Annotated in this window: 28 protein-coding genes; 21 read left to right on the forward strand and 7 right to left on the reverse strand. The window is 64.2% G+C overall.

What is annotated here, in order from left to right; all coding sequences use genetic code 11:
• Positions 1–114 precede the first annotated feature (114 nt).
• The 5 genes from AC0C6X_RS03985 to AC0C6X_RS04005 all read left to right on the forward strand — a co-directional run bounded on the left by AC0C6X_RS03985 (position 115) and on the right by AC0C6X_RS04005 (position 6453).
• The gene (locus tag AC0C6X_RS03985) at positions 115–1395 is read left to right on the forward strand and encodes an imelysin family protein (RefSeq protein ID WP_472951979.1); all 1281 of its coding nucleotides are present in this window, start codon (positions 115–117) and stop codon (positions 1393–1395) included.
• Between the two features lie 50 nt (positions 1396–1445).
• A complete protein-coding gene (locus AC0C6X_RS03990) occupies positions 1446–2975 on the forward strand; it encodes a di-heme oxidoreductase family protein (RefSeq protein WP_173515263.1) in 1530 nt (509 codons plus the stop codon).
• Positions 2975–4090, forward strand: coding sequence for an imelysin family protein (locus AC0C6X_RS03995; protein WP_472951980.1), 1116 nt, complete (start codon positions 2975–2977; stop codon positions 4088–4090). Before AC0C6X_RS03990 ends, AC0C6X_RS03995 begins: the two co-directional genes overlap by 1 nt.
• 209 nt (positions 4091–4299) lie before the next feature.
• Positions 4300–5289 (forward strand): magnesium transporter CorA family protein, encoded by a 990-nt coding sequence (locus AC0C6X_RS04000; RefSeq protein WP_173515261.1) that lies wholly within the window; start codon positions 4300–4302, stop codon positions 5287–5289.
• A 78-nt stretch (positions 5290–5367) separates the two neighbouring features.
• Positions 5368–6453: a DUF1513 domain-containing protein gene (locus AC0C6X_RS04005; RefSeq protein ID WP_173515260.1), complete on the forward strand. Its 1086-nt coding sequence runs from the start codon at positions 5368–5370 to the stop codon at positions 6451–6453.
• 101 nt (positions 6454–6554) lie between these two features.
• Here the strand turns inward: AC0C6X_RS04005 and AC0C6X_RS04010 are convergent, their stop codons facing one another.
• Entirely contained in the window at positions 6555–7109 is a 555-nt protein-coding gene (locus AC0C6X_RS04010) for a GNAT family N-acetyltransferase (protein ID WP_173515259.1), read from the reverse strand.
• 199 nt (positions 7110–7308) lie between these two features.
• Between AC0C6X_RS04010 and AC0C6X_RS04015 the strand changes: the two genes are divergently transcribed.
• The 6 genes from AC0C6X_RS04015 to AC0C6X_RS04040 all read left to right on the forward strand — a co-directional run bounded on the left by AC0C6X_RS04015 (position 7309) and on the right by AC0C6X_RS04040 (position 11680).
• Positions 7309–7761 carry a PaaI family thioesterase gene (locus tag AC0C6X_RS04015; RefSeq protein ID WP_173515258.1) on the forward strand — a complete coding sequence of 151 codons (453 nt, stop codon included), beginning with the start codon at positions 7309–7311 and terminating at the stop codon, positions 7759–7761.
• A complete protein-coding gene (locus tag AC0C6X_RS04020; RefSeq protein ID WP_247960845.1) occupies positions 7758–8396 on the forward strand; it encodes a 5'-methylthioadenosine/S-adenosylhomocysteine nucleosidase in 639 nt (212 codons plus the stop codon). The genes AC0C6X_RS04015 and AC0C6X_RS04020 overlap by 4 nt, the downstream gene beginning before the upstream one ends.
• A gap of 112 nt (positions 8397–8508) precedes the next feature.
• The gene (guaA, locus tag AC0C6X_RS04025) at positions 8509–10071 is read left to right on the forward strand and encodes a glutamine-hydrolyzing GMP synthase (RefSeq protein ID WP_472951983.1); all 1563 of its coding nucleotides are present in this window, start codon (positions 8509–8511) and stop codon (positions 10069–10071) included.
• 277 nt (positions 10072–10348) lie between these two features.
• A complete protein-coding gene (locus AC0C6X_RS04030; protein ID WP_472952114.1) occupies positions 10349–10678 on the forward strand; it encodes an ArsR/SmtB family transcription factor in 330 nt (109 codons plus the stop codon).
• Positions 10675–11142: an SRPBCC family protein gene (locus AC0C6X_RS04035; RefSeq protein ID WP_173515254.1), complete on the forward strand. Its 468-nt coding sequence runs from the start codon at positions 10675–10677 to the stop codon at positions 11140–11142. Before AC0C6X_RS04030 ends, AC0C6X_RS04035 begins: the two co-directional genes overlap by 4 nt.
• A gap of 124 nt (positions 11143–11266) precedes the next feature.
• Positions 11267–11680, forward strand: coding sequence for a GFA family protein (locus AC0C6X_RS04040; RefSeq protein ID WP_173515253.1), 414 nt, complete (start codon positions 11267–11269; stop codon positions 11678–11680).
• A gap of 81 nt (positions 11681–11761) precedes the next feature.
• Here AC0C6X_RS04040 and AC0C6X_RS04045 read toward each other — a convergent pair whose 3' ends face one another.
• Positions 11762–12388 carry a glutathione S-transferase family protein gene (locus AC0C6X_RS04045; RefSeq protein WP_472951984.1) on the reverse strand — a complete coding sequence of 209 codons (627 nt, stop codon included), beginning with the start codon at positions 12386–12388 and terminating at the stop codon, positions 11762–11764.
• A 172-nt stretch (positions 12389–12560) separates the two neighbouring features.
• On the opposite strand from AC0C6X_RS04045, the gene AC0C6X_RS04050 reads away from it, so the two are divergent.
• Complete coding sequence (locus AC0C6X_RS04050; RefSeq protein WP_472951986.1) at positions 12561–13619, forward strand: M14 family metallopeptidase; 1059 nt, start codon at positions 12561–12563, stop codon at positions 13617–13619.
• Positions 13620–13660: 41 nt separating this feature from the next.
• On the opposite strand, the gene AC0C6X_RS04055 is transcribed toward AC0C6X_RS04050, so the two are convergent.
• On the reverse strand, positions 13661–14158 hold the full coding sequence (locus tag AC0C6X_RS04055) for an Lrp/AsnC family transcriptional regulator (RefSeq protein ID WP_472951987.1): 498 nt from the start codon (positions 14156–14158) through the stop codon (positions 13661–13663).
• A gap of 195 nt (positions 14159–14353) precedes the next feature.
• Between AC0C6X_RS04055 and tatA the strand changes: the two genes are divergently transcribed.
• The 5 genes from tatA (at position 14354) to AC0C6X_RS04080 (ending at position 17834) form a co-directional block, all read left to right on the forward strand.
• Positions 14354–15523 (forward strand): tyrosine aminotransferase, encoded by a 1170-nt coding sequence (gene tatA, locus AC0C6X_RS04060; protein ID WP_173515249.1) that lies wholly within the window; start codon positions 14354–14356, stop codon positions 15521–15523.
• Between the two features lie 7 nt (positions 15524–15530).
• Complete coding sequence (locus tag AC0C6X_RS04065; RefSeq protein ID WP_472951988.1) at positions 15531–16163, forward strand: YitT family protein; 633 nt, start codon at positions 15531–15533, stop codon at positions 16161–16163.
• A 114-nt stretch (positions 16164–16277) separates the two neighbouring features.
• Positions 16278–16631 (forward strand): ArsC family reductase, encoded by a 354-nt coding sequence (locus AC0C6X_RS04070; protein ID WP_173515247.1) that lies wholly within the window; start codon positions 16278–16280, stop codon positions 16629–16631.
• An 18-nt stretch (positions 16632–16649) separates the two neighbouring features.
• Positions 16650–17123, forward strand: coding sequence for a Cys-tRNA(Pro) deacylase (gene ybaK / locus AC0C6X_RS04075; RefSeq protein ID WP_173515246.1), 474 nt, complete (start codon positions 16650–16652; stop codon positions 17121–17123).
• A 123-nt stretch (positions 17124–17246) separates the two neighbouring features.
• The gene (locus tag AC0C6X_RS04080) at positions 17247–17834 is read left to right on the forward strand and encodes a dual specificity protein phosphatase family protein (RefSeq protein ID WP_173515245.1); all 588 of its coding nucleotides are present in this window, start codon (positions 17247–17249) and stop codon (positions 17832–17834) included.
• A gap of 188 nt (positions 17835–18022) precedes the next feature.
• On the opposite strand, the gene AC0C6X_RS04085 is transcribed toward AC0C6X_RS04080, so the two are convergent.
• Positions 18023–18478 (reverse strand): MarR family winged helix-turn-helix transcriptional regulator, encoded by a 456-nt coding sequence (locus tag AC0C6X_RS04085; protein WP_472951989.1) that lies wholly within the window; start codon positions 18476–18478, stop codon positions 18023–18025.
• Positions 18479–18562: 84 nt separating this feature from the next.
• Between AC0C6X_RS04085 and AC0C6X_RS04090 the strand changes: the two genes are divergently transcribed.
• The 3 genes from AC0C6X_RS04090 to AC0C6X_RS04100 all read left to right on the forward strand — a co-directional run bounded on the left by AC0C6X_RS04090 (position 18563) and on the right by AC0C6X_RS04100 (position 21552).
• The gene (locus tag AC0C6X_RS04090) at positions 18563–19234 is read left to right on the forward strand and encodes a glutathione S-transferase family protein (RefSeq protein ID WP_472951990.1); all 672 of its coding nucleotides are present in this window, start codon (positions 18563–18565) and stop codon (positions 19232–19234) included.
• A gap of 89 nt (positions 19235–19323) precedes the next feature.
• The gene (locus tag AC0C6X_RS04095; RefSeq protein WP_247960833.1) at positions 19324–20211 is read left to right on the forward strand and encodes an MBL fold metallo-hydrolase; all 888 of its coding nucleotides are present in this window, start codon (positions 19324–19326) and stop codon (positions 20209–20211) included.
• An 87-nt stretch (positions 20212–20298) separates the two neighbouring features.
• Positions 20299–21552: an aminopeptidase gene (locus AC0C6X_RS04100; RefSeq protein WP_472951992.1), complete on the forward strand. Its 1254-nt coding sequence runs from the start codon at positions 20299–20301 to the stop codon at positions 21550–21552.
• Between the two features lie 133 nt (positions 21553–21685).
• Here AC0C6X_RS04100 and AC0C6X_RS04105 read toward each other — a convergent pair whose 3' ends face one another.
• A complete protein-coding gene (locus AC0C6X_RS04105; RefSeq protein WP_472951993.1) occupies positions 21686–22564 on the reverse strand; it encodes an EamA family transporter in 879 nt (292 codons plus the stop codon).
• A 101-nt stretch (positions 22565–22665) separates the two neighbouring features.
• Here AC0C6X_RS04105 and AC0C6X_RS04110 point away from each other — a divergent pair, with 101 nt between their 5' ends.
• Positions 22666–23148: a MarR family winged helix-turn-helix transcriptional regulator gene (locus AC0C6X_RS04110; protein WP_247960830.1), complete on the forward strand. Its 483-nt coding sequence runs from the start codon at positions 22666–22668 to the stop codon at positions 23146–23148.
• Positions 23149–23256: 108 nt separating this feature from the next.
• On the opposite strand, the gene AC0C6X_RS04115 is transcribed toward AC0C6X_RS04110, so the two are convergent.
• Positions 23257–23847, reverse strand: a complete 591-nt coding sequence (locus tag AC0C6X_RS04115) for an NAD(P)H-dependent oxidoreductase (RefSeq protein ID WP_472951994.1) — start codon at positions 23845–23847, stop codon at positions 23257–23259.
• 112 nt (positions 23848–23959) lie between these two features.
• Complete coding sequence (xseA, locus tag AC0C6X_RS04120) at positions 23960–25564, reverse strand: exodeoxyribonuclease VII large subunit (protein ID WP_472951995.1); 1605 nt, start codon at positions 25562–25564, stop codon at positions 23960–23962.
• Positions 25565–25575 lie beyond the last annotated feature (11 nt).

Raw genomic sequence — 25575 nt, forward strand, 5'->3', positions numbered from 1 at the left:
TTTGGTTCATGAGAGGCGGGCCCGGCCGGGGCCCTTTCTCATGGCCCGAGCCTGAACGACACCCGCGTCTGCGGGCTCGCTCGGCTGCGCCGAAGGAAGCAACAGGAGAGGGTCATGACCAAGAAATTCATCCGTGGCGCCGCGCTGGCGTTGATGACGGCAACGTCGGCGCTGGCCCTGCAGCCGGCCCATGCCGCCACCGATGCCGCCGCCGTGGTGAAGCACTACACCGCTGTCGCCCATGCCAAGTTCGAAGATGCGCTGACGACGGCCGAGGCACTCGACAAGGCAGTCGACGCGCTGATCGCAACGCCGAGCGAAGAAACGCTGAAGGCAGCCCGCGACGCCTGGCTCAAGGCCCGCAATCCCTATCAGGAAACCGAGGTCTACCGTTTCGGCAACGCGATCGTCGACGAGTGGGAAGGCAAGGTCAATGCCTGGCCGCTCGACGAGGGCCTGATCGACTATGTCGATCCGAGCTACGGCAGCGAGAGCGACGAGAACGCCCTCTTCACCGCCAACGTCATCGCCAACAAGACGATCAAGATCGACGGCAAGGACGTCGATGCCAGCAACATCACGCCGGAATTCCTGGCCGGCACGCTGCAGGAAGCCGGCGGCATCGAGGCGAACGTCGCGACCGGCTACCACGCAATCGAATTCCTGCTGTGGGGCCAGGACCTGAACGGCACCAAGGCCGGCGCCGGCAACCGCCCCTATACGGACTACGACACCAAGGCCTGCACCGGCGGCAATTGCGACCGCCGCGCCGCCTATCTGAAGGCCGCGACCGAGCTTCTCGTTTCCGACCTCAAGGAAATGGTCGCCAACTGGACACCGGACGGTGCTGCCACCAAGGCCGTCGAGGCGGATCCGAAGGCTGGTCTCGTCGCCATCCTCACCGGCATGGGCTCGCTCTCCTATGGCGAGCTTGCCGGCGAGCGCATGAAACTCGGCCTGCTCCTGCATGATCCGGAAGAGGAGCACGATTGCTTCTCCGACAACACGTACAACTCCCACCTTCATGACTCGATCGGCATCCAGTCGGCCTATACGGGCGAATATACCCGCGTCGACGGAACGAAGATGACGGGCCCGTCGCTCTCCGAACTGGTCGCCGCCAAGGATGCGGCTCTCGACAAGGAAATGACGGCCAATCTCGCCACCACGGTCGAGAAGATGCGGGCGATGGCGAAGCGCGCGGAGACCACCGAGGCCTACGACCAGATGATCGGCGAAGGCAATGCCGAAGGCAACGCCACCGTTCAGGCGGCGATCGACGGTCTGATCGCCCAGGCGAAGACGGTGCAGCGCGTCATTGCGTCGCTGGATCTCGGCACGATCGAGCTTGAAGGTTCGGACAGCCTGGACAATCCTAACGCCGTCTTCCAATAAGCTGAAAAGGCGGGCCGCTCCGGCACCGGTGCGGCCCCGATACTCCTGTCATGAAACCTGGCGTCCCCGGCCTCTTCGCGCTTCTTCTCGTTCAAGCGCTTTCTACGGCCCTGCCCGCCCTTGCCGGCGACGGCCTTCCGACCGAACGCACCGATCTCGACAGCAAGGACCGCGCCCGCGTCGAAGCGGTGACGCGGCCGACCGACGATTTCTCCAAGGCGGAGACCTTCGAGGCGATGTCCGGGGGTGCAGCGACCTCGATCGCGCCCGTCAATGCCGACAGTTTCTCGCAGTTCTCGGCCAATCTCACCTTCCAGGAGGAAGAGGGCTTCAAGCTCGGCAATGCGCTCTTCCGCAAGCTCTGGGTTTCCTCGCCCTCCTCGACCCAAGCGTCCGACGGGCTCGGTCCGCTCTACAATGCCCGCGCCTGCCAGAGCTGCCACCTGAAGGACGGGCGCGGACGCCCGCCCGAAGGCTCCACCGATACGACTTCGATGTTCTTCCGCCTGGCGCGCCCGCCGCGCGACGACGAGGAACGGCGGCTGGTCGAAGCACATGAGGTCGGCAACTTTCCGGATCCGGTTTACGGTGCCCAGCTTCAGGATAGCGCCGTGCCCGGCCTTGCAGCCGAGGGTCATCTGAAGGTCAGCTACACGGAGGAGCCCTTCACCTTCCCCGACGGTGAGACCGTTTCGCTGCGCCGACCGAGCTATTCCGTAACCGACCTCGCCTACGGGCCGCTCGATCCGGCGACGACGCTCTCGCCGCGCGTGGCCCAGCCGATGATCGGGCTCGGCCTGATCGAGGCGATCCACGAGGCCGATATCCTGGCGCTTGCCGATCCTGACGACGCCGATGGCGACGGGATCAGCGGCCGCCCCGCGCTGACGCGCGATGCCAGGACCGGCAAGCCGATGCTCGGCCGTTTCGGCTGGAAGGCGCAGAATGCCACCGTGCGGCAACAGAGCGCCGACGCTTTCGCCACCGATATCGGCATCTCCTCCCCCGACGCCGACCGGCCGCACGGCGACTGCACCGCGGCGCAGGCAAAATGCCTTGCCATGCCGACCGGCGAGCAAGCGCGTCTCGGACCGACAGAAGCTCCGGACCCGGTGCTCGACCTCGTTTCCTTCTACTCCAGAAACCTCGCCGTGCCGGCGCGGCGAAAGGCGAGCTTTGCCGAGACGCTCCGTGGCAAGAAGGTCTTCTACGATCTCGGCTGCACGAGCTGCCATACGCCGAAGTTCGTCACCCGCCGCGATGCCGACAACAAGGCGCAGTCCTTCCAGCTCATCTGGCCCTATTCCGATTTCCTGCTGCACGACATGGGCGAGGAGCTTGCGGATGGGCAACAGGTCGGGGTCGCCAGCGGCCGCGGGTGGCGCACGCCACCGCTCTGGGGCATCGGCTTGACGAAGACCGTCAGCGGGCACACCTTCCTGCTGCACGACGGACGCGCCCGCAATCTCACCGAAGCGATCCTCTGGCATGGCGGCGAGGGGCGGAAGGCCCGCGATGCTTTCGCCGCCCTTGCCGCAAGCGATCGCCGCGATCTCCTTGCCTTCCTGGAGTCACTCTGATGTCCGCTACGCATACACTCACCCTTGCACTCTCCCTGGCGCTGACGACCGCATTGCCGGCAATGGCCCAGGAAGGGAGCGCGCTCTCGCCGCGCGTCGTCAACGAGGCCGCCGTCCCCACCGTCATGGCCAAGGCCGTCGACGCGTTCATCATTCCCGCCTATCGCAACCTCACGGAAAAGACCGCCGCCGCAAGGCAAGCTACGGCCAAGCTCTGCGAGGCGCCGTCGCAAGCAGCACTCAAGAGCGCACAGGGAGCGTTCTCCGATCTGGTCGGCGCCTGGTCGGCGATCGAGGTGGTAAGGCTTGGTCCGGCTCTCGAGCAGAACCGGTTCGAACGCTTCCTCTTCTACCCCGATCGCAAGAGCACCGGGCTGAAGCAAGTGCAGGCGATCCTTTCGAAAGAGGATGAAGGCGCAACGGACGAAGCCAGGCTCAAGGGCAAGAGCGTCGCAGCCCAGGGACTGGGCGCGCTCGAATACGTGCTCTATGGCACCGGCGCCGAGGCGCTTTCGAGCAAGGAGGAGAATTTCCGCTGCCGCTACGGCCTGGCGATCACCGGAAATCTCGACACAATCGCCGACGAGCTCCTGGCGGCGTGGCAGAAACCGGACGGCATCCAGGCGGCCTGGAAACATCCGGGCCCCGACAATCCCGAGTTCCGCGACAGCCGCGAGGCGGCCACCGAACTGCTCGGCATTCTCGTCCACGGAGTCGAGACGGTGAAGGACCAGCGGCTGAAACCGTTCTACGAAGGCAAGGACGACAAGGGCCACCCGAAGCTTGCGATCTACTGGCGCTCCGGCAACACCATGGCCTCGATCGCCGGGAATGTCCGTGGCCTCAAGACGCTGTTCGACGTTGCCGACATGCAAAGCCTGCTGCCGGAAGACAGCCGCTCCGTCGCCGGCTCGGCCGACTTCGTGTTCAAGTCGGTGATCGGCATGGCCGGGAACATCGATGGACCGATCGACGCGGCCCTTGCCGATGACGACAAGCGCGCCAAGCTCGCCTTCCTGTCGCTCAACATCAACGACCTTCTCGACCGCTTGAACAAGGATTTCGGCGGCGCGATCGGGCTTGGCGCCGGCTTCTCCTTTGCCGACGGCGACTGACGAAAACCGTTGCCCGGACGGGCTGTTGACAATTCCGGCTTTTAGGCGCAAAGCGCTTTTCGTGTCCGCTTTCGCGGGCACGATTCACCACAAGGACCAACTCACAATGAACCCCGACAGTCGAAGTCGAGCCTTCACGCTCACGACCGTCCGGTCCTGATTGATCAGGGCTTCATGGCGGTCGGATGACTCGCCCTATGGAGCCCCAAATGCTGCGCATCTACAAAAGCCAGAACAGCCACCTCGTGCTCGTCGACATGCTCGATGGCATCGCCTCCCCGACGCCGGCGATCTGGTTCGATCTCTTCAACCCGTCCGTCGAGGAAACGCGCCTCGTCGAAGGTCAACTCGGCATCGCGATCCCCACCCGCGACGAGATGCAGGAGATCGAGCTTTCCGACCGGCTCTACCAGGAGGATGGCGCTGAATTCATGACGATGACGGCAACCGCGAAGCTCGACAGCGACTACCCGGTCAAAGTGCCGGTGACCTTCATTCTCAAGGGAACGACGCTGGTCACGGTCCGCCATGCCGACCCGAAGCCGTTCCAGACCTTTTCCAACCGCATCCAGAAGGCGAACGGCCAGATCTGTGAGAGCGGCGAACTGGTGATGCTCGGGCTTCTCGAGGCGATCATCGACCGCACAGCGGATGCGCTCGAGCGCGCCGGCAGCGAGGTCGACGCGATCTCGCGCGAGGTGTTCCGCAAGACCAATGCCAGCGCCACCAAGAAAACGCGCGACCTGCAGTCGCTGATCGAGCAGATCGGCCAGAAGGGCGATCTCTTGACGGTGATCCGGGAAAGTCTGGTCAGCATCGGCCGGCTCGTCGCCTATCATGTAGCGCTCGAAGGCATGGGGCCGCGCAAGGCTGGAAAGGAAAGCCGGCAGCGGATCAAGCTGATCCAGCGCGACGCGACCTCGCTTGGCGATCACGCGCTGTTCCTGTCGAACAAGATCAACTTCCTGCTCGACGCGACGCTCGGCCTGATCAATCTCGAGCAGAACCAGATCATCAAGATCTTCTCGGTTGCCGCCGTCGTCTTCCTGCCGCCGACGCTGGTCGCCTCGATCTACGGCATGAACTTCGGCGTGATGCCGGAATTGCAATGGGAGTTCGGCTATCCTGCGGCATTGATGCTGATGGTGATCTCGGCAATCGTGCCCTATTTCTACTTCAAGCGCCGGGGCTGGCTCTGAGCGCATAACCCGCTATATCGCAGCCCTGAGCGGCGCCTCCGTTGAGGGCTGCGGATTTGCACGACGAGCGAGGATGGCATGAGAGCCGCCACGGGCCTGATCGACCGGCGCAGTTTCCTGAAAATGGCGGGTTCAGCCTGGGTATCGAGCCTTGCGCCCGAGCAGGCTTTCGCCCTGGCACGGGCGGATGCCGTCTTCGCCTCCGCCTTCATGGCGCCCGATGGAAGCTACGGCGTCGCGACGCTGACGGAAACGGGCGAAATCATCGAGCGCACCGCGCTGCCGGCCCGGGCGCATGGCATGGCCTATTCGCCCGTCAGCCGCCGGGCGGTCGCCTTTGCCCGCCGACCCGGCACCTATGCCATGATCCTTGCGACCGACGGCACGGCGGAACCGGTGGTCATCGCCGCGGCGGAGGGCCGGCATTTCTACGGCCACGGTTGCTTTTCGGCGGATGGCAGGCTGCTCTATGCCACCGAGAACGACTTTGCCGCCAATCGCGGCATGGTCGGCATTTATGACGGCACCGACAACTTTGCCCGCATCGGCGAGGTCCCGACCTATGGCATCGGCCCGCATGACATGACGCTTGCTGCCGACGGACGCCTGCTGGCGATCGCCAATGGCGGCATCGAGACGCACCCGGATTTTGGCCGCACCAAGCTCAATCTCGACCACATGGAGCCGAGCCTGACGCTGGTCGACACGCGAACCGGAGCGCTGGTGCAGAAACACCGACTGCCTGATGACCTCAGCCGGCTATCGACCCGCCATGTCGATATCGGCCCGAAGGGCGAAATCTGGTTTGCCTGCCAATACGAAGGCGCGCGCAACGACCTGCCGCCGCTCGTCGGGCATTTTTCCAAGGGGGAGGATCTCCAGTTCCTGTCGCTGCCCGAGCACACGACGGAAGCGCTGGCAAATTATGTCGGCGCGATCGCGGTCAACCGGCATGAGGGGTTGATCGGCCTGACCTCGCCCAAGGGCAACGTGGCCGTGACGCTCGATGCCCAGACCGGAGCGGTGCTGAAGGAGGAGCGCGTCGTCGATGCAGCAGGGGTTGCCGCCGCCGATCACGGTTTTGCCGTCTCCTCCTATGATGGCCACTTCAAGCGGCAGCAAAGCCGCGTCGCCTGGGACCAGCACATCGTCCGCTTGACGTAGACCGAAAGAGACGACAGCGCCGCGCGTCTGGAAGCGCAAAGGTCGCCTAACACCTGTCCGGGCCATCTTTCCGCTTCCAGCGTTTCCACTTGCGGAATTCTCTAGGCGGCGAGATCCGCCGCACCCGAGAGCCGCGCCAAATCATTCCAGCGATAGGCGACTTGCTCATGCGTCTCGGCGCCGAGCGCGACCTGTCCCTGGGCGACCGGTACTGCGCCCAGGCGCTCGTAGAAGGATCGGTTCGGGTTGGTCGACAGCACCCAGGCGAACAGCGAAGAGCCCCCCATTTCGCGGCTGTGCGCCGCGACGCTTCGCACCAGCGCCGAACCGATGCCGGCGCGCTGGAACTCTTCGAGAATGTAGAGGGCGTAGAGCTCCCGGTCGAAGCGCGGCGGCATGGAGCGCGCCTTGCCGTAGTTCGCAAAGCCGATCACCTTGTCTGCGTTCATATCGACCGCCACCAGATGGAAGACCCCGGCAACGCGCATTCGCCTGGCGTGGCGCAGCGCCTGCTGCTCGATCGTCATGGCATCGAGAAACTGATCGGCGATCAGGCCGCGAAACGTCGTTCGCCAGGTCTCGACGATGACAGAAGCGATCATCATGATGTCGTCCGGAACGGCCGGGCGAATTTCTATGCGGCGGAAGCTGTTCATGAAGGAGATATAGGGGCGACAAGCGGGCTTAAAAACGGCACGAACGGGACTGGCGAGGATTTTTCACGAGCGGGCGCAAACACTGTCCAAGGCCGCGGCCTCTTCCGTCTTTCCGTCTTGTCGTCCAGGGAAGGCCGTGCGACTGTCCGCCGACCGGGGCCGGTAGGCCCGTAGACATTTTGCAGGGCCTTTCTCATTGATGGACGACCGTGATCCCCCCGATTTCCGAAAGCGCATTCGCGAGAGCTTCGCACGGCAGGCGGCGATGCGCACGATCGGCGCAGAACTGACGCTAATCGAGCAGGGTACGATCGAGATCGAGCTGCCGTTCGACGAGAAGCTGACGCAGCAGCATGGCTTCCTGCATGCGGGCGTGATCTCCGCGGCGCTGGATTCGGCCGGCACCTATGCGGCCTATTCGGTGATCGACCCCGATGCCTCGATTCTGACGATCGAGTTCAAGGTCAACCTGCTTTCGCCGGGGCGCGGCGAGCGCTTTCTGTTCCGCGGCGAAGTGACCAAGCCCGGATCGACGATCATTGTTTCCGACGGGCGCGGCTACGCGATCCGCGCGGACGGGCCGGCAAAGCTGATCGCGTCGATGACGGGAACGATGATGGTGGTGCGGGGACGCGAGGGGATCGAAGGATGAGTTTTGCCGTCAAGGACGTCGCCGGACGCAGGATCCTCTACGTCATGGCCGTGGATGCCGAATACGGGCCACACCTCAAGGAGCGGATCAAGCCGCTGATGACCGGTGTCGGCCCGGTCGAGGCGGCCGTCACGCTGACGCGGACGCTTGCCGAACTCGCCGCGGAGCGTGCACTGCCTGATCTCGTCGTTTCGCTCGGCTCTGCCGGTTCCGCCAAGCTCGAACAGACGGAAGTCTACCAGGCGGTCTCGGTCGGCTACCGCGACATGGATGCCTCGCCGCTCGGTTTCGAGAAGGGTACGACGCCGTTTCTCGACCTGCCGGCGATAGTGCCGCTGCCGCTCAAGATTCCCGGCCTGCCGGAGGCGCGGCTTTCGACCGGCGCCAACATCGTCTCGGGTGCTGCCTATGGGGCGATCGATGCCGACATGGTTGAGATGGAGACCTTTGCGGTCCTGCGCGCCTGCCAATCCTTCGGGGTTCCACTGGTTGCGCTTCGCGGTATTTCCGACGGCAAGGCTGAGCTCAAGCACGTTAGCGACTGGACGGAATATCTTCACATTATCGACGAGAAGCTTGCTGATGTGATCGACCGGTTGGAGAATGCGGTTTCGACCGGCGAGATCCGGCTCTAGACGCTCATCCTGCTCTGAAACCCCGGAATTGTCGGGGTGCAATTGAATCGTTGCGCTGATGGCGGGCTTTCATTAAAGGCTCGCCATGATCAAGCTTGTTTGAAGGCCCCAAATGACCCAGACAGCCCATCCCGACACCGTCCTCATCGTCGACTTCGGCAGCCAGGTGACGCAGCTCATCGCCCGGCGCGTGCGCGAATCCGGTGTCTATTGTGAAATCGTGCCGTTCCAGTCGGCGGAAGAAGGCTTCCGCCAGCTGAAGCCGAAGGCCGTCATCCTTTCCGGCAGCCCGGCCTCGACGCTCGAGATCGGCTCGCCGCGCGCGCCCCAGGTGATCTTCGATTCCGGCCTGCCGGTCTTCGGCATCTGCTACGGCCAGCAGACCATGTGCGCCCAACTCGGCGGCAAGGTCGAGAGCGGCCACCACCGCGAATTCGGCCGCGCCTTCCTGGAAGTCGAAAAGGACTGCCCGCTGTTCGAGGGCCTCTGGTCAGTCGGCTCGCGCCACCAGGTCTGGATGTCGCATGGCGACCGCGTCACCGCGATCCCCGAAGGCTTCGAGGTCGTGGCGACATCGGCCAACGCGCCCTTCGCCTTCATCGCCGACGCGAAGCGCAAGTATTACGCCGTGCAGTTCCACCCGGAAGTGGTGCACACGCCCGATGGCGCCAAGTTGATTTCGAACTTCGTGCACAAGATCGCCGGCATCAAGGGCGACTGGTCGATGTCGGCCTACCGCGCCAAGGCGGTCGAGGCGATCCGCAAGCAGGTCGGTGACAAGAAGGTCATCTGCGCGCTTTCCGGCGGCGTCGACAGCTCGGTCGCGGCACTCCTCATCCATGAGGCCGTCGGCGACCAGCTCACCTGCATCCTCGTCGACCACGGCCTGATGCGCAAGGACGAGGCGAAGAACGTCGTTGCGATGTTCGAGGAGCACTACAACCTCCACCTCCTGCACATCGACGCGTCCGACCGCTTCATCGGCGAGCTCGAAGGCGTCAGCGACCCCGAAACCAAGCGCAAGATCATCGGCCGCCTGTTCATCGAAGTGTTCGAGGAACAGGCAAAGAAGCTCGGCGGCGCAGACTTCCTCGCCCAGGGCACGCTCTACCCCGATGTGATCGAAAGCGTCTCATTCACCGGCGGCCCGTCGGTGACGATCAAGTCGCACCACAATGTCGGCGGCTTGCCGGAACGCATGAACATGCAGCTCGTCGAGCCGCTGCGCGAACTCTTCAAGGACGAAGTGCGCGTGCTCGGCCGCGAGCTCGGCCTGCCCGACAGCTTCATCGGCCGCCACCCCTTCCCGGGGCCGGGCCTTGCCATCCGCTGCCCGGGCGGCATCACCCGCGAGAAGCTCGAGATCCTGCGCGAAGCGGACGCGATCTATCTCGACGAGATCCGCAAGGCCGGCCTCTACGACGCCATCTGGCAGGCCTTCGCCGTGCTCTTGCCGGTGCAGACCGTCGGCGTCATGGGCGACGGACGAACCTACGAGTTCGTCTGCGCGCTTCGCGCCGTCACCTCGGTCGACGGCATGACGGCGGACTTCTACCACTACGACATGGAATTCCTCGGCCGCGCGGCAACACGCATCATCAACGAGGTCCGTGGCATCAACCGCGTCGTCTACGACGTAACCTCGAAGCCGCCAGGCACGATCGAGTGGGAGTGAAGGTGCGCGTTACAGCGCCAGCACGATAGCGAGACATTGAAGGGCGTGCCATGGCGCGCCCTTTTTGCATTCTCTGACGTACGAAAGCGCGTGGGCAAACACAGTTGCTTACCGGCGCGCCCTCATTTCCCGGCCCCGCAGCTTAGGTCGATCATCTCCGGCACGGTGCAGCCCAACGCCCTTGCAGCCATGATTGGGTAGGCGGCCGAAGCAAGCCTGGCGGCCAAATTAAATAGTATTGACTAATCAATCAGTGTGCACTAATGATTTAGGCATGATGATCGACACTGCCCCCATCACTGCCGTCATGCGCGCCCTGGCCGACCCCACCCGCCGGGCCGTCTTCGAGCGCATTGCCAGTGCCGACGAGATCACCGTGGTCGAGCTCACCCGCGGCAGCGGCGTGACGCAGGGCGCAATCTCGCAGCACCTCAAGTCGCTGAAACAGGCGGGTCTGGTCGCCGAGCGTCCCGAGGGCCGCAACGTCTATTACCGCGCCGAGCCCGAGGGGCTGGCGCCGCTCGCCGACTGGATGAGCCACTACGGCAGCTTCTGGCGCGACCGCTTTGCCAATCTGCGCACGCTTCTCAAGGAGATCGATCCATGACCGACGCAGCCGTTCTGAAATACGAGACGCAAGACATTGTCCTCGACGAGGTGTTTCCGCATACGCCCGAGACAATCTGGAAGACGTTGACCAATGGCGAATTGATGGGCCGCTGGATCATGCCGCCTTCAGGTTTTGAAGCCGTGGAGGGCACGCACTTCACCTTCCAGACGACGCCGGCCGGCGCCTGGGACGGGACGATCCGTTGCCAGGTGCTGGAGGTGCGCCCCTATGAGCGGTTCGCCTATTCCTGGAAAGGTGGCGACGAGGGCAATATCGGCTACGGCTCCCGCCTCGATACGGTCGTCACCTGGACACTCACGAAGGTCGATAACGGCACGCGCCTTCGCCTCGTGCATTCCGGCTTCGTGACGCCGAAGAACGACACGGCGTTCAGCAACATGAGCAACGGCTGGCCGAAGGTCCTGTCGCGCCTCGGCTCCGTCACCGACGAGCAGAACTAGCATCGACGCCGGATCGAGCGTCACGACGATCCGGCACCTCACAAACCCGAAACAAGCGAAGAGAACGGTCGGCGTCGCCCTCGCGGTCACGCACCAGGCCTTGCCGTGCCGTAAGGAGGAATGGATGAGCACGTCCTATATCGGCGGATGCGCCTGCGGTGCGCTTCGCTATCAGATTTCCGGAGAACCGGTTTTCTCGAACGACTGCCAGTGCCGCGACTGCCAGCATGAGAGCGGGACCGGGCATGGATCGCATATGACGTTCCGGCGCGACGGGGTGAAGCTCGAAGGCGAAGCCAAGCACTGGGACATGGTCGCCGACAGCGGCAATGTGAAGACGCGCGGCTTCTGTCCCATCTGCGGCTCGCCCGTCTACATGACCTTTGCGGCCATGCCGGAGTTCTTCACCATCCGCGCAGCAAGCCTCGACGACCCCAGCCGCTACAAGCCTCAAGCGGTGACCTACGGTATACGCGGCCATGCCTGGGACCATCTCGATCCGGCCCTGCCGAAATTCGAGAAGATGCCGCCGAGGTGAGCGGCGCAGCAGCACCTCGGCGTCGCCGGCTTGCATCCCCATTCCCGATCGAGGGGCGTCTGCCGCGACCGACAATCCGCATCAGGCCGGCGGAATGAAGGGCTGACTGATCGTCTGGAACACGGGGAGCGCTTCCAGCTTCTCCGCATGGGCGTACAAGTGGGGATAGCGCGAGGTCGCCACCAGATCGGAATGCACGTCCTTAAGGAACCGCAACACCGCCGCGACTGCGATGTCCGCATGACCGATCCGCTGCGAGAACCAGTATTCGCTCTGGCTTTGCGCGCGGCTCGCCTCGAGGACGCCCAGCGTCTCCTCGATCTGACGGCGGCAGCGGTCGACCCAAACGGCCGAGACCTCGCCGTGCAGCCGTTTCTCGTAGAACAGGCTGACGGCCTTGTCGCCCAACCCGGTGGCGAGCGCAGCGATCCTCAGCGCCCGGTGTCGCTCCGGCTCGTATCGGGGGAACAGGGCCTCCTCGTCGGAAACAAGGCTATCGAGATAGTCGAGGATGATGTGGCTGTCGGTCAGCGCGAGGCCATCGTCCAGCACGAGGGTCGGCACGCGCGTCAATGGATTATAGGCCCGAAGCTCGTCGGCATTGCCGAAGGACGACCAGGGGCGGTGTTCGAACGCAATGCCGTAGAGACTGAGGGCGATGCCCACGCGCCGTACGAACGGGGAGTCATATTGGCCGATCAAGATCATTTTGCCGCCTTCTGCTTGTGCTGACGTTTTCCAAGAACAATAGGCATTCTCCGGATATCAAGGCCAGAGCGATTACGGCGAAATCCGTTGCCGCACCCCAGTTCTTAGCGACTTGCGGAGCACTGTCGGAATGCCGATAAGCGCCACCAGCATAACGATACGGGAGGAGCCCATGGACATTTCCGAAATCATCATCGCCGGCGATACGCCCGGCATCGAATGGCGCCTGCCCGTCTTCCGCTTCAAGGGGCGGAGCGCTGCTGCACCCAAGACCTATATCCAGGCGGCATTGCACGCCAACGAGCTGCCGGGCACGGCGCTGGCGCATTTCCTTCTGCAAAGGCTGCAGCAGGCGGACAAGGACGGCGCCATCCTCGGCGACATCACCGTCGTGCCACAGGCGAACCCGATCGGCACCGCGCAGTCGCATTTCGGCGAGCTGCAGGGCCGCTTCGATTTGGGATCGCGCACCAATTTCAACCGCGATTTTCCGCTAATCTCGCTGGCCGACCGCGACAGCCTCATCGATGATCTCGACCGCCATTCAGCCACCGATCGACTGAAACGCCAGTTGCTGCACATGGCGCTCGGCGCCGACTTGATGCTCGACCTTCACTGCGACGACGAGGCGCTGCAATACGCCTATATCGACGATGCCTTCTGGCCGGAGGCGGGAGACCTCGCCTCCGCGCTCGACATGGAGGCGATCTTCCTTTCGGATGGCGAAAGCTCCGCCTTCGAGGAGGCTGTCGCCTATGCCTGGAAATATGAAACCGGGCAGAAGAAGGCGCGCCTTCCCGGACGCCTGTCGGTCACCGTCGAGCTTCGCGGCACGCGTGACGTCTATCCGGAACTTTCCCGCAAGGATGCCGAGGGTGTCTTCCGCTTCCTCGTCGCCCGTGGCGTCGTAAACGGTGACGAGGAGGCGATCGCACCCTTCGCCGGCATCGTCGCGCCGCTCGACAATATCGAGATGATCCGCGCACCGCAGGCAGGCGCCATCCTGTTCCATCGCGACATCGGCGAAACCGTCAAGGCCGGGGACCTGCTCGCGACCATTCTCACCCGTCCCGGCCGAGCCGACGGCGCGCTCGACGTGCGCGCGCCGCAGGACGGGCTGATCGTCACCCGCGTCTCGACCCGCCTTGCACGCCGACACTCGGACCTGATGAAGATCGCCTGCGACGCGCCTTCAGGTGCCGTGCGCAAGCCGGGCCCGCTCGAGGCCTAGGAGACATCCGGCAAAGCGCGAGGCCGTCCCGGGTCGCTTATTCAGCGGCCGTCACCCAAGGTGGCGGCTGACATCTTCGGGCTGTCGAGAAGTATGGTCGAGCGCAGCGTCTTGATCTCGGCAATCTGCTCGAACTCGCTCCAGAGCAGACGCTTGTAATCCGCGACATCGCGCACGGCGATCTTCAGGAGAAAGTCGAAGTCGCCGGCGACGGTGTGGCACTCCACCACCTCCGGCATGCGTGAGATCAACTCGATGAAGCGATGGCCGACCTTGCTTGCTGTGCGTTCCAGCGTCACCTCGACAAAGGCCTGGAAACCGATGCCGGCCGCCTTCGGATCGACCACGACCGTCTGGCGGATGACGCCGGCCGCATAGAGCCTGGCGAGGCGACGCGACAGCGGCGCCGGCGAGAGCCCGACCCTGGCCGCGAGCTCGTTGTTGGTCAACGACGCATCCTCGACCAGCAGACGAATGATCCGCCGATCGACCTGATCCAGCTCCAGCGATACCTTCTCGATCACGTTTGAACCTCGCATGCGCAAATCAGCAAATGAAATGCAGGATTTTGCGCAAATCGCACGATGTCAACATTGTCTCCATGGCAAAAATCGCATCGATTTTGCGCTGATCCTGACCTAAGAAGGAAGTCGCAGGGCAGCCGGAGGAACGGCGGCCGGCTGGCTTTTCGACAGACAAATGCAATCGCTGCCACGCCAAGGGGGAATTCCGGCATGTTCGACGCACTGACCCGCCAACCCGATGATCCGTTGCTTGCCCTGATCGGGCTCTATCGCAACGACGAACGCCCCGGAAAGGTCGATCTCGGCGTCGGCGTCTACCGCGACGAAACCGGCCATACGCCGATCTTCCGCGCCGTCAAGGCCGCGGAAAAACGGCTCCTCGAAACCCAGGACAGCAAGGCCTATGTCGGCCCTGAGGGCGACCTCGTCTTCATCGATCATCTGTGGACGCTGGTCGGCGGCGACACCGTCGATCGCAGCCACATTGCCGGCGTGCAGACGCCGGGTGGTTCCGGCGCGCTGAGGCTCGCGGCCGACCTCATCCACCAGATGGGCGGCAGGCGCATCTGGATCGGCCTGCCGAGTTGGCCCAACCATGCGAGCATTTTCAAGACGGCCGGCCTTGAACCCGCCGGCTACCCGTTCTTCGACGTGCCGTCGCAGACGGTGCTCTTCGACAACATGATGACGGCGCTGCAGGGCGCTGCCGCCGGCGATGCTGTTCTCCTGCATGCGAGCTGCCACAACCCGACGGGCGGCGTCATCACCGAGGCACAGTGGATGGAGCTTGCCGCCGTCATTGCCGAGCGCGGTCTGCTGCCGCTCGTCGACCTCGCCTATCAGGGCTTCGGCCGCGGACTCGACGAGGATGTCGCCGGCCTTCGCCACCTGATCGGCGTCGTGCCCGAAGCGCTGGTCGCCGTTTCCTGCTCCAAGTCCTTCGGCCTTTATCGCGAACGCGCCGGCGCGATCTTCGCAGTGACGACCTCGTCCTCCTCGGCCGATACGGTCCGCTCCAACCTCGCCGGCCTCGCCCGCACCAGCTACTCGATGCCGCCGGATCATGGTGCGGCGATCGTGCGTATGATCCTTTCCGACGCCGATCTCGCACGCGATTGGAAGGAAGAACTCGAAACCATGCGGCTGCGCATCACCAACATCCGCCGGGCGCTTGCCGAAGGCCTGCGCGACCGCTGGCAGGCACTCGGTGCCGTCGCCAGCCAGGAGGGCATGTTCTCGCTGCTGCCGCTCACCGAGGCCGACGTCATGCGGCTCCGAAACGAGCACGGCATCTATATGCCCGGCTCCGGCCGCATCAACATCGCCGGCCTGAAGACGGCGGAAGTCGAAGACGTCATCACCAAGTTCAGGAATCTCTGAGGATCAGATGGCCGAGCGCAGCATCGACGTCTCCGAAGCCCCGGTAGAACGCCACCGCCTCTACGAGGATGCGCTGGCGATCTTGACGGGCACGCTGATCATATCGCTCGGCGTCATCATCTACAGCAAGGCGATGCTGTTGACGGGCAGCACGTCGGGGCTGGCGCTGCTTTTGCAATATGCGACCGGGGCCGAGTTCTGGCTGGTCTTCTCCCTCGTCAACCTGCCCTTCTACGTCCTGGCGGTCAAACGGCTCGGCTGGATGTTTGCGCTGCGCACCTTCCTCGCCGTCAGCCTGGTGTCGCTGTTTTCGCGGCTGACGACCGGTTGGGTGGAGATCGCCCGGCTCGACCCCATCTACGCGGCGGTCGTCGGCGGCGGACTGATGGGCACGGGTCTGCTGATCCTCTTCCGCCACCGCACCGGGCTTGGCGGCATCAACATCGTGGCGATCTATCTCCAGGAAAAATTCGGCGTCCGTGCCGGCTATTTCCAGCTCGCGGTCGATCTCGCCATCCTCGCCGCCGCCTACTTCGTGCTGCCGCCGGCAAACCTCGTGCTTTCGGTCGTGGGCGCTGCCGTCGTCAACATGACGCTGGCGATCAACCACCGGCCCGGCCGCTACGCCGGCGTGACCTGACAAGCGAGCGCTCTTCCCTCCCGCGCGTCAGGCGGCTATCACTCCCGTCACGCTTTCAAGTTGCGCGATTCCGGACAGTGGCCGGAGTTGCTCACGACGATATTGGGGCATGGAATGACGGTTACGATCTACGGCATCAAGAACTGCGACACGATGAAGAAGGCGCGCACCTGGCTCGAGGGCCGGGGCATTGCCTACCGCTTCCACGACTACAAGGCCGAGGGCATCGACCGCGCGCATCTCGAACGCTGGTGCAAGGAAGCCGGGTGGGAAATGGTGCTGAACCGTGCCGGCACCACCTTCCGCAAGCTCGACGAGGCCGACAAGCAGGGCCTCGACGAAGAAAAGGCGATCACGCTGATGCTGGCCCAGCCCTCGATGATCAAGCGGCCGGTGCTCGAAGCCGACGGCAACCTGCTGATCGGGTTCAAGCCTGACCTCTACGAGGCGCTGCTCGCCAAAGCCTGATCCCCATTTGGAGCGACGATGTCGAAGACCACCCGCGCCACGCAAACGCTTTCGAAGGCCGGCATCGCCTTCAGCGTGCACAGCTATGACTACGATCCCAATGCCGAGCGCGTCGGCCTGCAGGCGGCGGAAGCGCTCGGCGAGGATCCGCGCCGGGTACTGAAGACGCTGATGGCCGAGGTCGACGGCAAGCCGGTCTGCTGCGTCGTACCCTCCGACCGCGAAGTCAGCATGAAGAAGCTCGCCGCCGCTTTCGGCGGCAAATCGGCGGCCATGATGAAGCCGGCGGACGCCGAGCGGCTGACCGGCTACCACGTCGGCGGCATCAGCCCGTTCGGACAGAAGAAGCTGGTGCCGACCGCAATCGAAGAGGCAGCCCTTGCCGAAGCCGCGGTTTACATCAATGGCGGCCAGCGCGGGCTGCAGGTCCGGCTCGCGCCGCGCGACGCCCAGGCGGCGCTGAAGGCGATCGCCGCACCGCTGATCGCCTGATCTCTGCCATCAAAATATCATGGATGACATATAGAGCCGCGATGCGGGATGAGGAAATCTCCGATGGTTTCCGCCCGCAGCGCGCTCACGACCGGGAGCGTGGGGTCGCTTCGGAGTCGTTTCATGGCATCTGCAAGGTTTCTGCGCGCGAAGCGTCTTCTGAAACGCCTCGTCGTCGGCACGGTTGCGCTCGTTGCAGCCCTGGCCCTCTATCTCGTTGGTCTGCAATGGACCGGCAACTTCCACACGCTCGTCGCCGGTGAGGTCTACCGTTCGGCACAGCCGACTGCGGAAGCGATCGCCGCCTATTCCAAGGCCTACGGCATCCGCACCATACTCAATCTGCGCGGCGAGAAACCGCACGAACGCTGGTATCGTGATGAGGTCGCCGCCGCCGAGCGTAACGGTATCCGGCTCATCAACTTCCCGATGTCCGCCTCGGCGGAGATCGACCGCAAGGAAACCGACGCGTTGATGGCGATCCTCAGGAACGCGCCGAAGCCGCTACTGATCCATTGCAAGGCCGGCGCCGACCGCACCGGCCTCGTCTCGACGATCTACCTGCAGCAGATCGCCGGCGTCGACGAGGAGACGGCCGAGTGGCAACTTTCGCCGCTCTACGGCCATGTGGCGCTGCCTTATCTCTCCGGCACCTTCGCCATGGACGAAACCTGGGAAGCGCTGGAAAAATCCTTCGGCCTCAGCAGCTGAGGTTGAGGGTATCGCGCGGCGTGGGCTGCGCGTGACGGCCCCTCATCCCGCTGCCGCGACCTTCTCCCCGCACGCGGGGAGAAGGGGCCTTGCTGCACTCGCTCTCCCAGCCACGACCGAGGGGCAAGCTTCCGAGGAATTCCATCGCCCCTACGCCGTGCCAATAGCTATATCGCGCTTGAAATGCCTTACCGCAGCTTCGCCAGCAGCGCTGCCAACTGCCTCGCCTCGGCCTCTGTCAATCTGGCACCGACATGGGCCTCGATCGATGGGCCATAGGTCTGCCACATGCGTTCACGCATCGTCCGGCCGGCCTCGGTGATCACCACCCACTGGCCGCGACCATCGGCGTCGAAAGCTTCGCGGCGGACCAGACCTTCCTTTACCAGCCGATCGATCAGGCGCGAAAGATTGTATTGCGCAAGCAGCGTGCGCGCTTCGATCTCGAAGGGACGCAGACGGCCGCCTTCCGCCTGGGCCAGCTCCCACAACACATCGTACCAGGCAAGCGGCGGCAAGCCGGCAGCCTTGAAGTCGGCCTCGATCCGCGCAAGCACGCGCTCACGGGCGCGCATCAGCCCGATCCAGGCTTCGGTGGTTTCCGCACTCGGGCGCTTTGCTTCGTTTTTTGTCTCGTTGGCCATAGATGCAATTACATCCATCTTGAAAGCCGAAGCAAGCCCACATACATGCAGATGCATCTACCTTACTTCAACCGGGAGACTGCCATGCTTACCCTCGTCAGCCACCATCTCTGCCCCTATGTGCAACGCGCCTCGATTGCGCTCGACGAAAAAGGCGTTCGTTTCGAGCGGACCTATATCGACCTCAAGTCCAAGCCCGACTGGTTCCTGAAGATCTCGCCTCTCGGCAAGGTGCCGCTGCTCCAGGTGCCGCAGCAAGGCGGTGAAGCAGTGCTGTTCGAAAGCTCCGTCATCGCCGAATATGTCGAGGAAACTCAAGCCGGTCCGAGGCTTCACCCCGAGAATGCGCTGGAGCGCGCCCGGCATCGCGGCTGGATGGAATTCGGCTCATCGATCCTTTCGGAACTCTGGGGCTTCGAGACCGCCAAGGACCAGGCAACCTACGAGCAGAAGCGCAAGGCGATCGCCGGCAAGTTCGCGACCGTGGAAGCGGCACTCGGCGATGGTCCCTATTTTGCCGGCGCCGGCTTTTCCCTCGTCGATGCGGTCTTCGCACCGATCTTCCGCTACTTCGACCTCTTCGACACGCTCGCCGATCACGATATCTTCGATCGCCTTGACCGAGTCCGCACCTGGCGAAGGGCGCTCTCCGAGCGACCCAGCGTCAAGGCGGCCGTGACCGCCGATTACGGCGAGCGGCTGATGGCCTTCCTCAGGGATCACGACGCCTACCTGCTGCGTGCGCGAGAGGCATAGGCAGATAGGATCGCAGCCAGCATCCCGTCCTTCAGTTTCGTTTCGCACTGGCCTATGACATCACCAAGCCCGTGCGGGAGGAGTTGCACATGACGGACCTGACCTCGACCTTGACGATCCTGGAGCCCTACCCCGGCCTCTACGCCTATTACGACGGGCGTATTGCCGGGGTGCGGCTTCACTCGGAGGCGCCGAACTGGCTCGATGACGGCGCCTATGAACTGGGCATCGCCTCCTATGCCATCGTCGATGGCCGCGAGGCGCTGGTCTATGACACCCATATTTCGCTCGCCCATGCCCAGGCGATCCGCGATCATCTCGAAAGCCTCGGCGTCACCTCGATCCGCGTCGTGCTCAGCCATTGGCACAAGGATCACGTGGCCGGGAACGCCGTCTTTGCCGACTGCGAGATCATCGCGCTCAAGCTGACGGCGGAGAAGCTTGAGGAAAATCGCGAACGGATCGAGACGGCGACACCGCCGATCAATCCCCTCGTCATGCCGAACCGGCTGTTTACGGAGACGCTCACGCTCACCGTCGGCGAACGTCGGGTCGAGCTGCATCACTTCGCCATCCATAGCGCCGACGGCAATGTCATCTGGCTGCCCGAGGAGAAGCTGCTGCTCGCCGGCGATACGCTCGAGGATACGACGACCTTCATCAGCGAGGCCGACCAGACGGCGACGCACATCTCGGAACTCGGGCGCCTGCGGCAATGGCCGATTGCTCGGATCCTGCCCGCCCATGGCGACCGTGAGCGCATCGCCGCCGGCGGCTACGGGCCGGAACTGATCGATGCCAACCGCGGCTACATCGAGCGGCTGACGCATGCGATTGGGACCGGCGCTGCCATCGGCACGCTTGCGGAATTCGCCGCCGAGGAGATCGCCTCCGGCGCGCTCGTCCATTTCGCGCCTTACGAGGCAGTGCACCGGAGCAATGTCGAACGGATGAGGGCTGCCCTCGCGGCACGCTAACCGCGGAACAGTGCCGGGCAATCAGCCTTCATTTTCGCCGCAAAGCGCTCTAAGTCTTCTTCTTCCGATTCAAAAGACAGGCAGATCATGACCTATCCCGCCAATACGCCCAATCCCATCGATCCTGTAAAACTCGATAAGCTTGCAGAAGTCGCGATCCAGGTCGGCCTGCAGCTGCAGCGCGGCCAGGACTTGGTGATGACCGCGCCGGTCGCGGCAATGCCGCTGGTGCGCCTGATCACCAAGCACGCCTACAAGGCGGGTGCAGGTCTGGTGACGACGCTCTACACCGACGAAGACACGACACTGGCACGCTACGCCTACGCTCCGGACGAGAGCTTCGACCGGGCGAGCGACTGGCTGTTCGAGGGCATGGCCAAGGCCTTTGCCGGCGGTGCTGCGCGCCTGGCGATCTCCGGCGACAACCCGATGATGCTCTCGACGCAGGACCCGGCCAAGGTCGCGCGCGCCAACAAGGCGAATTCGATCGCCTACAAGCCGGCGCTTGAAAAGATCTCCAACTTCGACATCAACTGGAACATCGTCTCCTACCCGAACCCGTCCTGGGCGAAGCTGGTCTTCCCGAACGATCCGGACGCGGTTGCCGTCGAAAAGCTCGCCAACGCCATCTTCGCCGCCTCGCGCGTCGATGTCGCCGATCCGGTGGCCGCCTGGAAGGAGCACAATGCCAACCTCGCCCGGCGCTCGGCCTGGCTGAACGGCGAGCGCTTCGCTGCGCTACACTTTACCGGCCCCGGCACCGACCTGACGGTGGGACTGGCCGATGGGCATCTGTGGTGCGGCGGCGCGTCGGAAGCCAAGAATGGTATTACCTGCAACCCGAACATCCCGACCGAGGAGGTCTTCACGACGCCGCACGCCCTGCGCGTCGAGGGCCATGTCTCCTCGACCAAGCCGCTATCGCACCAGGGCACGCTGATCGACAACATCCAGGTGCGCTTCGAGGGCGGCCGGATCGTCGAGGCGAAGGCATCGCGCGGCGAGGAAGTGCTGAACAAGGTGCTGGATACCGACGAAGGCGCGCGCCGGCTCGGCGAAGTGGCGCTGGTGCCGCATTCCTCGCCGATCTCGGCCAGCGGCATCCTGTTCTACAACACGCTGTTCGACGAAAACGCCTCCTGCCATGTCGCGCTCGGTCAGTGCTATTCGGGCTGCTTCGTCGACGATGCCAGGCTGACGCCGGAACAGATCCGCGCCCAGGGCGGCAATTCGAGCCTGATCCATATCGACTGGATGATCGGCTCCGGCCAGGTCGACATCGACGGCGTGCGTGCCGACGGCAGCGGCGTGCCGGTCATGCGCCAGGGCGAGTGGGCCTGATCGCGGTCGCGATCAGGGGCCGGTTCCCTTTGTGAAAACCATCAAGGCCGTCGCAGGAATGCGGCGGCCTCTTCGTCAGTAAAGTGGCCGGCCGGCAATGTGAAGCGCTTGCCCTATGGTTGCAAGCCCGCGCTTAGGCGCGGGCCGGTCGCACCTTGGGCAGCAATTGTGCGCGCTGGCTGAGCCAGACACTGGCGAAGACGACGAGGATGCCGAGGGCCTGGACCGGCGTCAGTTGCTCGCCGAGCACGCCCCAGCCGAGCAGGATTGCAACGACCGGGCTCAGGAAGCCGAGCGGCGAGACGGCCGCCGGTTCGAGGCGTGAGAGGCCGCGGAACCAGAGCAGATAGGTGAAGGCGGCGCCGATCAGGCCGAGATAGGCCAAGCCGAGAACGTTTGCCATCGTCAATGAAGGCAGGGACGGTTCGAAGAACAGCGCTACCGGCACGAGAAGCAGGCCGCCGGCCGCCAGTTGCCAGGCGGTGAAGGTGAGCGGCGGCACCGGCGGCGCCCAATGGCGGCTGAGGACCGTACCGAAAGCCATGGAGACGGCGCCGGCGAGACCGGCGAGCACTCCGAGCGGATCGAGCGTGGCGCCCGGCGTCAGAACCAGAAGGCCGACCCCGACGATGCCCGCAAGGCCGGCGACGACGCTGAGCGTCCGGATCGGCGAGCCGAGGAAGACGCGTGACAACAGGATGACGATCAGCGGCTGGACGGCGCCGACCGTGGCGGCAACGCCGCCCGGCAGTCGGTAAGCCGAGACGAACAGCATGGCCCAGAAGAAGGAAAAGTTGAGCGCACCGAGGATGAAGCTTCGCGGCCACCAGATACCTTCAGGAAGACGCCGTATGATGAGCAGCAGCAGGAGCCCCGCCGGCAGGGCCCGCAACATCGCAACCGTCAGCGGGTAGCCTGGTGGCAGGAACTCCGTCGTGACGAGGTAGGTGCTGCCCCAGATGGCGGGTGCCAGCGCAGTCAAGGCAAGGTCGGCAGTGCGGTTCGCGCTCATATCTCTACCTAAAGAATCTCTATATCAAGATAAATTGAGACTATCAGAGTTTATCTCTACGTCAAGATATCCTATAGCTGTTGGAACAATGGAGGCTTCGGATGGACCGCGTCGATAGGATATTGGCTCAATGGCACCGGGAACGGCCGGATCTCGACGTGTCGGCCATGGGTCTGCTCGGCCGGCTCTCGCGGCTTTCGACGCATATCGGCCGGGAGATCGAAAAGACCTTTGCCGAACGCGGCCTCTCCGCTTCGAGCTTCGACGTGCTGGCGACGCTGCGCCGCTCCGGGCCGCCTTATCGGCTTTCGCCCGGCGAGCTGCTGGATACGACCATGGTCAGTTCCGGCACCATGACCAACCGCATCGACCAGTTGGAGAAAGCCGGCCTCGTCGAGCGGATCGCCAATCCCGAGGACCGGCGCAGCGTCATCATCGCCCTGACGGAGGAAGGGCTGCGCCGGGTCGACGAGGCGGCGACCGCGCATGTGGCAAACCAGCATCGGGTCGTTGCCGAGCTCTCGCCCGAGGAGCGCGCGACGCTCGACCGGCTGCTGCGCAAGTATCTGGCGGCGTTCGAGTAGCCGTGGCCAGCGCATGGCGCGTTCAAGTGAAAGCGCTGGAAGCGGAAAGATGCCCTAGAAACAAAGTGCTGGAGTGACCTTAGTGCGTTCATCTGAACGCATGGCGCTCTAGATGCCGCCGACCAGCCGACGGACACGGGCGAGATGCGCCTTGCGCTTGGCGTCGGTCGCCCGGTCCATGTCGTGCAGCGCGAGCATGCGGAAGTTCAGCCCCTTGGCACACAAGGCAGCGATGCCGCGCTTCAAAAGCCGCTTCACCGGATTGCCCATGTAGAGATGCACCACCCACCAGGGAGCACCGGTCGTGGTCAGCGCCCAGAAGAGCTTGATGTTTTGGAGGCGCGGAATGATGCGCCCGCCGGTCGCATCGTTGTCGAAGGCAACACCGGGTGCCAAAACCCGGTCGAAGAAGCCCTTGAGAATCGCCGGGAAATTGAACCACCATTGCGGAAACACCAGCACCAACCCGTCCGCCGCTTGCAGTCGTGCGATCCAATCGGAGGCCGCCGATCGATCATAGGTCTCGGTAAAATAGCTTGCGCGTTCCGCCACGCTCAGGCGTGGGTCGAAGCCTTCGCGGTAGAGATCGAGCAGGTTGACGGTATGGCCGTTTTCCTCCAACGCCGCGCGCGCTTCACGCGCAACACTTGCGGCAAAACTGTCTTCCAGCGGATGAGCAAGCACGAGCAAGATACGCATGGTTCTCCCTTATGACTGGCGCCGGAGCTTCCGCTTGATCTTCTGGGCTGGCGACCGTGAAGCCAGAAAGCGGCGCGTTCCCAAGACGCCCGTCCCATCACGGCCAGCCGGACTAGAACAGCGTGCCCTGCTTCGGCGTCTCTCCTGACGGTTCTGGGGACTTCGATTGTTTCTTGCGGGGCGTCGGCGGCTGCGGGACCGGCTCGCCGCTCCCCTCGCCCGCGATGGCTGAGACCCGGCCATCGGCAAATTCCAGACTGAGCGCCATGCCGGCCGTAACGGCCGCCGCCTGCCGCACCGGACCGCCTTCGGCATCGCGGACCAGCGCGAAGCCGCGCTGCAGGACGTTGCGATAGGAAAGGGATTGCAGGATGCGGTCCTGGGCGACGATGACGCTGCGCAAGCGGCGCACGTCGGCGCGAACCGCTGCATCGGATCGGGCGGCGAGCCCGGCGACACGATCCGTCGCGCGATGGATCTGGCCAAGCAGCCGCGACGGCAACGTCCGCAGCGCGGCGTCTGCCGCCGAAACCCGCGCCTCGCCGCGATGCACCTGCCGCTCGACGATGCGTTCCGCGCGGTTCATGAAGTCGGCGATTCGCTGACGGCGGTCGGAGAGCTTGCCTTTGAGAAGGTCTGCTCGAAGCTCGGTCGATACGCGCTCGAACTGGCGCCGCTTGTTGGCCGTGTTCATCTGCAGGCCGCGTCCGAGCCCGAGGGCGGCCTCGTCGAACCGGCGGCGCGGCAGCGCCAGCAACTGATCGAGCGACGGCAGCGCGCGCGCCAGTGAACGCACCGCCTGGCGGCGATTGTCCATCTGCCGACCGACGGCCGCCTTGAGACGAGCCGAGAGGCCGGAAACCGCGGCTTCGAGATCGGCCTTCACCGGCACCGCCATTTCCGCAGCACCAGTCGGCGTTGGCGCCCGCTGGTCGGCGGCATAGTCGATCAAGGTCCAGTCGGTCTCGTGCCCGACGGCGGAAATCAGCGGAATCTCGGAGGCGGCCGCGGCGCGGACGACGGCTTCGTCGTTGAAACCCCAGAGGTCCTCGAGGCTGCCGCCGCCGCGGGCGACGATCAGCACGTCTGGCCGGGCCATCGCGCCGCCCGGCTCGATCGCGTTGAAGCCGCGGATCGCTGCCGCCACCTCGTCGCCCGAACCATCGCCCTGCACCCGGACGGGCCAGACGACGACGTGCACGGGAAAGCGGTCGGCGATGCGGTGCAGGATATCCCTGATGACCGCACCCGTGGGCGACGTCACGACGCCGATCACCTTGGGCATGTAGGGTAGCGGCCGCTTGCGGCCGGCATCAAAGAGCCCTTCGGCGGCGAGCTTGCGCTTGCGCTCTTCCAGCAGCGCCATCAGCGCGCCGGCACCGGCCGGCTCCATCGATTCGATGACGATCTGGTACTTCGACGAGCCCGGGAAGGTCGTGACCTTGCCGGTCGCGATCACTTCCATGCCTTCCTCGGGCCGGAAGCGCAGGCGCGAGAACGTGCCCTTCCAGATCACCGCATCGATGCGCGCCCGATCGTCCTTGAGCGCGAAATAGGCGTGACCGGACGAATGCGGGCCGCGATAGCCGGAGATCTCGCCGCGGACGCGCACCTGGTCGAAAGCCTGCTCGACCGTTCGCTTGATCGAGCCGGAAAGCTCGGACACCGAATATTCGGTGAGGTTGCTCGGAGAATCGCTGTCGAAGAAAGAAGCCATGGCTTCTTTTA

The organism is Ensifer sp. VA4 (assembly GCF_055710065.1).

What these genes read in the sequence shown, in the direction of transcription:
- AC0C6X_RS04035 (WP_173515254.1), top strand. Translation starts at nt 10,675, where the DNA reads ATGACCGACGCAGCCGTTCTGAAATACGAGACGCAAGACATTGTCCTC.
- AC0C6X_RS04065 (WP_472951988.1), top strand. Translation starts at nt 15,531, where the DNA reads ATGGCCGAGCGCAGCATCGACGTCTCCGAAGCCCCGGTAGAACGCCAC.
- AC0C6X_RS04100 (WP_472951992.1), top strand. Translation starts at nt 20,299, where the DNA reads ATGACCTATCCCGCCAATACGCCCAATCCCATCGATCCTGTAAAACTC.
- AC0C6X_RS04095 (WP_247960833.1), top strand. Translation starts at nt 19,324, where the DNA reads ATGACGGACCTGACCTCGACCTTGACGATCCTGGAGCCCTACCCCGGC.
- tatA (WP_173515249.1), top strand. Translation starts at nt 14,354, where the DNA reads ATGTTCGACGCACTGACCCGCCAACCCGATGATCCGTTGCTTGCCCTG.
- AC0C6X_RS04070 (WP_173515247.1), top strand. Translation starts at nt 16,278, where the DNA reads ATGACGGTTACGATCTACGGCATCAAGAACTGCGACACGATGAAGAAG.
- AC0C6X_RS04110 (WP_247960830.1), top strand. Translation starts at nt 22,666, where the DNA reads ATGGACCGCGTCGATAGGATATTGGCTCAATGGCACCGGGAACGGCCG.
- AC0C6X_RS04040 (WP_173515253.1), top strand. Translation starts at nt 11,267, where the DNA reads ATGAGCACGTCCTATATCGGCGGATGCGCCTGCGGTGCGCTTCGCTAT.
- AC0C6X_RS04015 (WP_173515258.1), top strand. Translation starts at nt 7,309, where the DNA reads ATGGACGACCGTGATCCCCCCGATTTCCGAAAGCGCATTCGCGAGAGC.
- AC0C6X_RS04020 (WP_247960845.1), top strand. Translation starts at nt 7,758, where the DNA reads ATGAGTTTTGCCGTCAAGGACGTCGCCGGACGCAGGATCCTCTACGTC.
- AC0C6X_RS04055 (WP_472951987.1), bottom strand. Translation starts at nt 14,158, where the DNA reads ATGCGAGGTTCAAACGTGATCGAGAAGGTATCGCTGGAGCTGGATCAG.
- AC0C6X_RS04080 (WP_173515245.1), top strand. Translation starts at nt 17,247, where the DNA reads ATGGCATCTGCAAGGTTTCTGCGCGCGAAGCGTCTTCTGAAACGCCTC.
- guaA (WP_472951983.1), top strand. Translation starts at nt 8,509, where the DNA reads ATGACCCAGACAGCCCATCCCGACACCGTCCTCATCGTCGACTTCGGC.
- AC0C6X_RS04105 (WP_472951993.1), bottom strand. Translation starts at nt 22,564, where the DNA reads ATGAGCGCGAACCGCACTGCCGACCTTGCCTTGACTGCGCTGGCACCC.
- AC0C6X_RS04000 (WP_173515261.1), top strand. Translation starts at nt 4,300, where the DNA reads ATGCTGCGCATCTACAAAAGCCAGAACAGCCACCTCGTGCTCGTCGAC.
- xseA (WP_472951995.1), bottom strand. Translation starts at nt 25,564, where the DNA reads ATGGCTTCTTTCTTCGACAGCGATTCTCCGAGCAACCTCACCGAATAT.
- AC0C6X_RS04010 (WP_173515259.1), bottom strand. Translation starts at nt 7,109, where the DNA reads ATGAACAGCTTCCGCCGCATAGAAATTCGCCCGGCCGTTCCGGACGAC.
- AC0C6X_RS03995 (WP_472951980.1), top strand. Translation starts at nt 2,975, where the DNA reads ATGTCCGCTACGCATACACTCACCCTTGCACTCTCCCTGGCGCTGACG.
- AC0C6X_RS04030 (WP_472952114.1), top strand. Translation starts at nt 10,349, where the DNA reads ATGATCGACACTGCCCCCATCACTGCCGTCATGCGCGCCCTGGCCGAC.
- AC0C6X_RS04045 (WP_472951984.1), bottom strand. Translation starts at nt 12,388, where the DNA reads ATGATCTTGATCGGCCAATATGACTCCCCGTTCGTACGGCGCGTGGGC.
- AC0C6X_RS04090 (WP_472951990.1), top strand. Translation starts at nt 18,563, where the DNA reads ATGCTTACCCTCGTCAGCCACCATCTCTGCCCCTATGTGCAACGCGCC.
- AC0C6X_RS04115 (WP_472951994.1), bottom strand. Translation starts at nt 23,847, where the DNA reads ATGCGTATCTTGCTCGTGCTTGCTCATCCGCTGGAAGACAGTTTTGCC.
- AC0C6X_RS03985 (WP_472951979.1), top strand. Translation starts at nt 115, where the DNA reads ATGACCAAGAAATTCATCCGTGGCGCCGCGCTGGCGTTGATGACGGCA.
- AC0C6X_RS03990 (WP_173515263.1), top strand. Translation starts at nt 1,446, where the DNA reads ATGAAACCTGGCGTCCCCGGCCTCTTCGCGCTTCTTCTCGTTCAAGCG.
- ybaK (WP_173515246.1), top strand. Translation starts at nt 16,650, where the DNA reads ATGTCGAAGACCACCCGCGCCACGCAAACGCTTTCGAAGGCCGGCATC.
- AC0C6X_RS04005 (WP_173515260.1), top strand. Translation starts at nt 5,368, where the DNA reads ATGAGAGCCGCCACGGGCCTGATCGACCGGCGCAGTTTCCTGAAAATG.
- AC0C6X_RS04085 (WP_472951989.1), bottom strand. Translation starts at nt 18,478, where the DNA reads ATGGCCAACGAGACAAAAAACGAAGCAAAGCGCCCGAGTGCGGAAACC.
- AC0C6X_RS04050 (WP_472951986.1), top strand. Translation starts at nt 12,561, where the DNA reads ATGGACATTTCCGAAATCATCATCGCCGGCGATACGCCCGGCATCGAA.